Here is a 7,796-nt window from a genome sequence, read left to right on the forward strand (position 1 = left end):
GTGGTCCCTGWCACGTAGAGCCGACCGTTGGTCGGCTGCTCTTCSYSYCCGCACCACGATCACCGATACATGCACCGCGCCCTGCGCGKTSCAGCCGACCRACGGTCGGCKCTACCGGCGTTTTGTCTCGAATCGCTCTTCGAAGAACTCATCCAGCGTCTTCCACGCGCGCTTGGCAGCCCGTTCGTTGTACTGGCAACCCGGGGGGCTGTTGGCGTCCGCTTCAGCGAAGCAGTGCACGGCCCCGCTGTAGTTGGTGAACTCCCAATCAACCTTGGCCGCGTTCATTTCCTGCTCGAAGCTGGCGATATCGTCCTTGCTGACGCTCTTGTCGTCAGCCCCGTTGAGCACCAGCACCGAGGGATGCGTGCCACCGGCCTTGGCCGGCAGCGGCGAGCCGAGGCCGCCATGCAGGCTGACCACGCCCGCCAGCGGCGCCCCCGCCCGGGCCATTTCCAGCACGGTGGTGCCGCCGAAGCAGAACCCGACCGCGCCGATCCGGCTGGCATCCAGCGGCGCCTTGCCGACCTGTGCCTTCAGCACCTCGATCGCCTTCAGCGCCCGCGCGCGCAGCACCGGTCGGTCATTGCGCAGCTTGGTCGCCACCGGCCCGGCCTCGGCGTCGGTCTTCGGGCGTACACCCTTGCCGTACACATCGGCCACCAGCACCACGTAGTCATCGCCGGCCAGCTGTTTGGCCTTGGCGATGGCCGAGTCATTCACGCCCTTCCAGTTCGGCACCATCACCAGCCCCGGGCGCGTGTCGGTGTCGCTGTCGTCGTAAACCAGCACGCCGCTGAAGGTGGTGCCATCCTGCGTCCATTCCACGGGCTTGGCCTGCATCGCCGCCAGCGCGGGCAACGCCGTCATGCCCAACAGCACCGCCGCACCCCACCGCCATTGCTTGTTCATGCGTCTGCTCCCGACAGAAAGAACCCCGAGTGTATGCCGGCCACCTGACGACGCCGTGTAGAGCCGACCGTTGGTCGGCTGCCCTTCGCTCAGTGACCCTTTCGCCGCACCGGGCACGGAAATCGCTCCGCGCCTCGAAACGGATCGCAAAGCCCGCCCGTCAACGGCTCGACGTACGCGCCCCCGATCTGGCAGGCTGGCCGCCCCCCGCGTAAGGAATGCCCCGCATGACCCTGGTTGATCGCTTCCTCGCCGGCCTGCTACCGCGCCTRCCCCAAGAGGATGCGCCGATGTGGGCCTGGACCGAGGGCGCCAGCGGCACCGATCTGCAGCGCCTGCGCGAGCGCTGGCCGCAGGTGCCCGAGAGCCTGCTGGTGCTGCTCGGCCGGGTCGACGGCACCCATTTCCGCACCTACCCCAAGGGCGAGGTGGTGGTGCTGATGCTGGGCTCGGACGTCGGGGAGGGGCGTTACCCCTATTACCTGCGCTCGGCCGATCAGATCGTCGAAGACAGTGCGCAGTGGCAACGCTGGGGCGAGAGCATCCGCTCGATCTACGAAGAATGGCTCGAGGAGGACGCGGAGATACTGGGCGACGGCATCGATGCCGACCTGCCGATGGGCCAGCGCCTGTGCTTCTCGCACTGCATGAACAACGGCGGCACCTCGGTGCTGTACCTGGATTTCGATCCAGCCCCCGGCGGCACAGTCGGCCAGGTGGTGCGCTACCTGCACGACCCGGACAGCTACCGGGTGATCGCCCCGAACTTCGATGCGTACCTGCAGCAGCTCATCGACGGCGATTACGCCTTCATCGACGAAGACGGCTGACCGTCCCATCGCTGCCGATGGTGAAAGCCGCGCATACCCGCGTAGAGCCACGCCATGCGTGGCTGCTCTCGGCGCAGATCGCGCAGCCATGCATGGCGTGGCTCTGCCTGCAAGGGCAGCCGACCAACGGTCGGCTCTACGAAATCCCTATCCCCGGGATGGCGGTGATCGCCTCGGGATCGAACCCGGCCAGCGCGGCGAAATGCCGTCCACGGGCGACATAATCGCGGTACACGCCATAGCTCGGCGCGCCCGGCGACAGCAGCACCACCCCACCCTGCACGCCCAGGGCGGCGCGCGCCACCTGCATCGCCTCGCCGAGGTCGGCGGCGGCATGCAGGCCAAAACGGCCGGCATCGGCCAGCGGCTGCAGCAGTGCATGGATGCGTGGGCCATTGGCACCCATCGTGACGATCTCCAGCGGTGGCACGTCGTGTGCCATGTGCGCCACGAAATCGTGCCAGTCCAAGCCGCGGTCGTGTCCGCCCACCAGCAGCGCAATACGCCGCCCCGCGAAGCACTCCAGCGCCGCCAGGCTGGCATGCGGGGTGGTGCTGATCGAGTCGTTGACGAAGGTGATGCCATCGCACGTGCCGATGGTCTGCAAGCGGTTGGGCAACGGACGGAAGTCCTGCACCGCCGCTGCCAACGCCACCGCGTCCAGGCCCAGCGCCTCCAGCGCGGCCAGCACCGCGCACAGGTTGCCGCGGTTGTGGCGACCGGGCAGCGGCGTATGCGCGGTGTCGAACACCGCCTGCTCACCCCGGTGCACGACATCGCCGCGCATGTGCCAGCCCTGCGGCTGGTTGAACCAGACCACCTCGCTGCGTGGCAGCGACAGCGCCGCCAGGTGCGGATCGGCCGCATTGAGCACGGCTATGCGCGGCTCGCCTTCGGTGACCAGGCGCAATTTGTCTTCGATGTAGCGCGTTTCGCTGCCGTGCCAGTCCAGGTGTTCGGGGAACAGGTTCAGCACGATCGCCACCTGCGGGTGCGCGCCGCTGCGTCCCACTTCGCCGGTCTGGTAGCTGGACAGCTCCACCGCCCAGTAATCCGGGGCGGGCTGCGGATCCAGCACTTCCAGCAACGGCAGGCCGATGTTGCCGACCAGCGCGGTGCGCGCACCCGACGCACGCAGCAGGTGCGCCAGCAGYGCGGTGGTGGTGCTCTTGCCCTTGGTGCCGGTGACGCACACGGTGTCGCGCACGATGCCCTGCGCATCGGCGTGTTCGGCAAACCACAGCGCGGTGCCGCCGATGAACTGCGTGCCGTGCGCGACGGCATACAAGGCTGCCTCACCGTACGGGCTGATGCCCGGCGACTTGATCACCACCTCGAACGCCGCCAGGGCCTCACCGCTCACATCCGAACGCACCTGCAGCACATCGCCCGCGTCGGCGCGCGCGTCGGCGGCTTCAGCCTCCGGGCAGAACAGGGTCAGCGGCAGCGACGGCAGCCGCTGCTGCAGCACGCGCCATGCGGCGCGCCCTTCCCGTCCCCAGCCCCACAAGGCAACGCGCTTGCCCTCAAACTGCGAAATTCGCACGCAGGCGCTCCCAGATCGACGCCGGAATACGGTGCTCGCCTTCCAGCACCAGCAACGGTTCGATGTGCAGCTCGGTGGCATCCAGCTGCGGCTGGATCTGCGCCACGAAGCGCTTCACCAGCGCATCTTCGGCCCACTCCGGACGCGCGGCCAGGGTGGCCATCGCCGCACGCGATTCGCGGCCTTCGCCCACGCATTCGAACGGCTTGTGGTCCTGGAATTCCAGCAGCGCGTCGAAGCCGCCGGCCTGCTCGGGATCATCCAGCAGGTTGCGGCCGAAAATGGCCACCAGGCGCGGCTTGGGCATGAACGGAGCCAGCGCCAGGAACACGAAGTGGCACTTGGGGCAGACCCCGCACCAGCGGTTCACCGGGCGCTCGCCGAGAATGTGGAAGTTGCGGTTGCAGCTGGAAAAATGCGCGTCGTAGTAGTCGCTCCTGGCGAACTGGCGCGCCACCGCCAGCTCCGACAGCGGGCGCAGCAACGAGTAGTAATGCAGGTCGGCGGCGACGTGCTTTTCCAGGTGCTCGCCGAAGGCCTGCTCGAATGCCCAGCCCTTGGACCACTGGTGGTTCACCTCGCCCGTGCCGGGAATCTGGCTGCCGTAGCTGGCCGAGCGCTCGTTGGAGAACACCACCTGGTCCACGCCCTGCAGCAGCGCAGCCAGCACCATGATCGCCGAGTTCACCGCGGTGACCGGGATGTGCCCGTTCCAGGCGCCCTGGCGGTTCAACTCGAACAGCTCCGGGGCCAGCGCGCGGCCGATGTTGAGTGTCGGCAGCCCGGTGCGTTCGGCGCAGGCACGGATCAGCTGTGAACCGCCGATCCACGTCACCGTTTCGGCGATGCCCAATCCGCGCAGCGCTTCGATGCTGACCAGCGAGTCCTTGCCGCCGCCGATGGCGACCAGCGCGTGCTCGCGCAGGCCCACGGCCGGTGCCGCGAAGGCCTCGCCGTCGGCCGGCAGGCGGAAGCGCCCGCGCAGGTTCAGCCCGTTGCGGTAGGCGAACTCGCCCAGGCCGTTGAGGTAGATGTCCTCCACCAGCGCCGCGGTGGCTGCATCGATGGCGTAACCGTCGATGCGTACCTGATCGGGCACCCCGGCCTTGTAGTAGCTCACGCCCGCAATGAGGTGCAGCAGGCGCAGCGCGCGCTGCACGGCCTCGGCGCGGGCGCCGTCCAGCACGAAGGGCGCGCCGGGGATGGTCACCGTCTCGATCAGCTCGGGGCCGTCGTCGAAGGCGTAGACCAGGTGCGCCACGCCGGTATCCGCAGCGAAATCGCAGCGGACGAAGCGGAAAACGGCAACCTGGTGTTTATCGAAAGCAGTCATGGTGTATCCGGTTGAGAAGGCGGCAGGCAGCAGTCAAGGCACGTCATCGATGACGTCCTCGCGCGGCAGCTCGCGCTGGTTGTAGGTGTTGGCCATGACGTAGCCGTACGCACCGGCGTCGGCGATCAGCATCACATCGTCCGGCGCGGTGGACACCGGCAGCTTGCGGCGCTTGCCGAACACATCGCTGGACTCGCAGATCGGGCCGACCACGTCGAACACCGCCTCGGCGTACCCGCCCGACCGGCTCAGGTTCTCGATGTCGTGCCAGGCGTCGTACAGGGCTGGGCGCATCAGCGTGTTCATGCCCGCATCCAGGCCAACGCGACGCACGCCGTCCTTCTCGATCACCTGGGTGGCCGTGGCCAGCAGCACGCCCGATTCAGCCACCAGGTAGCGGCCCGGCTCGATCGCCAGGCGGAACGCCGGGTGCACGGCCTTGACCTCGGCCAGGCCGATCGCCCAGGCGTCCAGGTCGAAGGGCTCATCGTCGGCGCTGTAGGGAATGGGCAGGCCGCCACCGATGTCGATGGTTTCCACGCTGCCGATGCGGCGCGCGAAACCGGCCAGCTCATCGCACATCAGGCGCCAATGCTGCGCGGTTTCCACCCCGCTGCCCAGGTGCGCGTGCAGGCCGACCACGCGGGTACCCAGCTCGCCGGCCAGGCGCACGAACTCATCCACCCGCGCGATCGGCAGGCCGAACTTGGAGTCCTTGCCGCCAGTGCGCACCTTGGCGTGGTGGCCTTCGCCACGGCCCAGGTCCACGCGCAACCACAGCTCGCGGTTGCGGAACAGCTCCGGCCAACGCTGCAGCGCTTCGACATTGTCCACGGTGACGGTCACACCCAACGCGAAGGCCGCTTCGTACTCGGTACGCGGGGCGAAGCTGGGGGTGAACAGCACCCTGCGCGGTGACAGCGTCGGCAGCGTGTTGAACACGTGCTTGAGCTCGCCGTGCGACACGCACTCCAAACCGAAGCCTTCCTGCTCAAGCACCTCCAGGATGGCCGGGTGCGAGTTGGCCTTGATCGCGTAGTAACGCTGGTCGATGGCCTTGATCGCCATCAGCGCGCGTGCGCGGGCACGCACCGTGGGCAGGTGGTAGACATAGCGCGGCGTACCGGCCTGGGCCAGGGTCAGCAGGTGCTCGCGCTGGCCCCGCCACCAGGCGGTGTCGCGCGGACGCACGGTACCGGCGATCTCGCGCCAGCGCGGGCCGAACACCTCGCCTTCTTCGACCGGCATGGCACCGCTGTCGATCAGCTCGGCATGCAGGATCGGCAGCAGGCCGTCGGCGTCGGCTTCATCGATGACGAAGGTCAGGTTCAAGTCATTGGACGACTGCGAAATCATGTGCACGCGTTCGCGGCCGAACGTGGCCCACACATCCGACAGCTTGTGCAGCAGCGAACGCATGCCGCGTCCGACCAGGGTGATCGCCGCGCACGGCACGATGATCTTGACCTTGCAGATCTGCGACAGGTCGGCCGACAACGCGGCCAGCACGTCGGTGCTGACCAGGTTCTCGGACGGATCCAGCGACACAGTCACGTTGGTTTCGGCCGACCCGATCAGGTCCACCGACAGGCCGTGCTTCTTGAACAGCCCGAACACGTCGGCCAGGAAGCCGACCTGCTGCCACATGCCGATGCCTTCCATGGACACCAGCACGATGCCGTTGCGGCGGCTGATCGCCTTCACCCCCGGCACCAGCGCGGCACTGCCGTCGATGCTGGTGCCCGGCAGTTCCGGGCGCTCGGTATCCAGGATCGCCATCGGCACGCCGGCATCGCGGCACGGCTTGATCGAGCGCGGGTGCAGCACCTTGGCACCGGTGGTGGCGATTTCCTGCGCTTCGTAATAGTCCAGCCGGGTCAGCAGGCGCGCGTCGGGCACATCGCGCGGGTTGGCGCTGAACATGCCCGGCACGTCGGTCCAGATTTCCACGCGGCTGGCACCGAGCAGCGCACCGAAGTACGCCGCCGAGGTATCCGAGCCGCCGCGACCAAGAATGGCGGTGCCGCCATCGGCATGCCGCGAAATGAAGCCCTGGGTGATCAGCATGCGGGTCGGCTGGGCGCGGAAGCGCGCGGCCCACGCCGCGTCCGCACGCCACTGGCAGTTCACCGACAGACGCTGCGACCAGTCGCTCTGGTTGGGCTGCGGCGGCAGTGCATCAAGCCATTCACGCGCGTCCATCCAGCCAAAATCCAGGCCACTGGCGCGCAGGTAGGCCGCGCCCACCGTGGAGGACAGCAGTTCGCCCTGGCCCAGCACGTCGGCCTGCCAGTCCAGCGGGCGGGTGGCCGCGCGCGGATCGTCGAGCAGCCCGCTCAGGCCGGCCAGGCGCGCGTCGAGAGCGCCGGCATCCAGCCCCAGTTCCAGCAGGAACTCGCGGTGGCGCGTTACCAGCGCCTCCACGCGGGCACGGCTGTCGGCGGCACCGTCGGCGATGGCGGTCAGCTCGTTGGTCACCCCGGACAGCGCCGACACCACCACCAGCACCCGCGCGCTGGTCTCTTCCGCACGTTTTTTCGCCAGCTTCCCGATCGTGTCCCAGCGGTGACGACGCGACACGGAGGTGCCGCCGAACTTCAGTACGATCCAACGATCGACAAGGGGGGAAGCTGACATGGAAGTAAAGAGGGTTTCGTAGTGGGAGGGGGATTCGCCCGGCACACCGGCCGAACTCCCGATTCTATGCCAAGCCCGGCCCCGGCAGGGCCAGCGGGGCATCGGCGCGACCTCGGTGGGCACGTCCCCATCCCCGGGGATTGATAAGCTGCCCGACCGTTTTGCCGATCCTTGCCGCCATGAGCTCTCGCCGTTTCCTGCAGTTGGACGTGTTTTCCCCCCATCCCGGCGCCGGCAACCCGCTGGCCGTGGTGCTCGACGCCGAGGGCCTGGACGAGGCGGCAATGCAGGCCATCGCCCGCTGGACCCGCCTGCCGGAAACCACCTTCGTGTTCGCCCCCGAAGTGGCCGGGGCCAGCTACCGCATCCGTATGTTCAGCCCGCAGAAGGAAGTGCCGTTCGCCGGCCACCCCAGCGTGGGCACGGCGCATGCGGTGCTCGACGCCGGCCTGGCCGCGCCGGTGGACGGCCTGCTGGTGCAGGACGGCATCGCCGGGGCGCTGCCGCTGCGCGTGGACGGTGACGGCGCGGCCCGCAC

The 7,796-nt window shown here is 68.4% G+C and carries 6 protein-coding genes; 2 read left to right on the plus strand and 4 right to left on the minus strand.

The features are described from left to right. Positions 1-111 precede the first annotated feature (111 nt). Complete coding sequence (locus ACXJKH_RS11025) at positions 112-912, minus strand: dienelactone hydrolase family protein (protein ID WP_256777531.1); 801 nt, start codon at positions 910-912, stop codon at positions 112-114. A gap of 227 nt (positions 913-1,139) precedes the next feature. On the opposite strand from ACXJKH_RS11025, the gene ACXJKH_RS11030 reads away from it, so the two are divergent. After that, complete coding sequence (locus ACXJKH_RS11030; RefSeq protein ID WP_457319460.1) at positions 1,140-1,742, plus strand: SMI1/KNR4 family protein; 603 nt, start codon at positions 1,140-1,142, stop codon at positions 1,740-1,742. A 136-nt stretch (positions 1,743-1,878) separates the two neighbouring features. Here ACXJKH_RS11030 and murD read toward each other — a convergent pair whose 3' ends face one another. From murD to ACXJKH_RS11045, 3 genes are read right to left on the minus strand one after another with little or no spacing between them, the layout of a single operon-like run. Next, positions 1,879-3,288, minus strand: a complete 1,410-nt coding sequence (gene murD / locus ACXJKH_RS11035) for a UDP-N-acetylmuramoyl-L-alanine--D-glutamate ligase (protein WP_457319461.1) — start codon at positions 3,286-3,288, stop codon at positions 1,879-1,881. Then, complete coding sequence (murL, locus tag ACXJKH_RS11040; protein WP_457319462.1) at positions 3,269-4,621, minus strand: UDP-N-acetyl-alpha-D-muramoyl-L-alanyl-L-glutamate epimerase; 1,353 nt, start codon at positions 4,619-4,621, stop codon at positions 3,269-3,271. The genes murD and murL overlap by 20 nt, the downstream gene beginning before the upstream one ends. A 33-nt stretch (positions 4,622-4,654) precedes the next feature. Continuing rightward, on the minus strand, positions 4,655-7,258 hold the full coding sequence (locus tag ACXJKH_RS11045) for a bifunctional aspartate kinase/diaminopimelate decarboxylase (protein WP_457319463.1): 2,604 nt from the start codon (positions 7,256-7,258) through the stop codon (positions 4,655-4,657). A gap of 179 nt (positions 7,259-7,437) precedes the next feature. Between ACXJKH_RS11045 and ACXJKH_RS11050 the strand changes: the two genes are divergently transcribed. Further along, on the plus strand, positions 7,438-7,796 hold a 359-nt coding region (locus ACXJKH_RS11050; RefSeq protein ID WP_457319464.1), incomplete at its 3' end, for a PhzF family phenazine biosynthesis protein.

Source organism: Stenotrophomonas sp. P5_B8, assembly GCF_054049855.1.

What these genes read in the sequence shown, in the direction of transcription:
- ACXJKH_RS11045 (WP_457319463.1), bottom strand. Translation starts at nt 7,258, where the DNA reads ATGTCAGCTTCCCCCCTTGTCGATCGTTGGATCGTACTGAAGTTCGGC.
- ACXJKH_RS11025 (WP_256777531.1), bottom strand. Translation starts at nt 912, where the DNA reads ATGAACAAGCAATGGCGGTGGGGTGCGGCGGTGCTGTTGGGCATGACG.
- murL (WP_457319462.1), bottom strand. Translation starts at nt 4,621, where the DNA reads ATGACTGCTTTCGATAAACACCAGGTTGCCGTTTTCCGCTTCGTCCGC.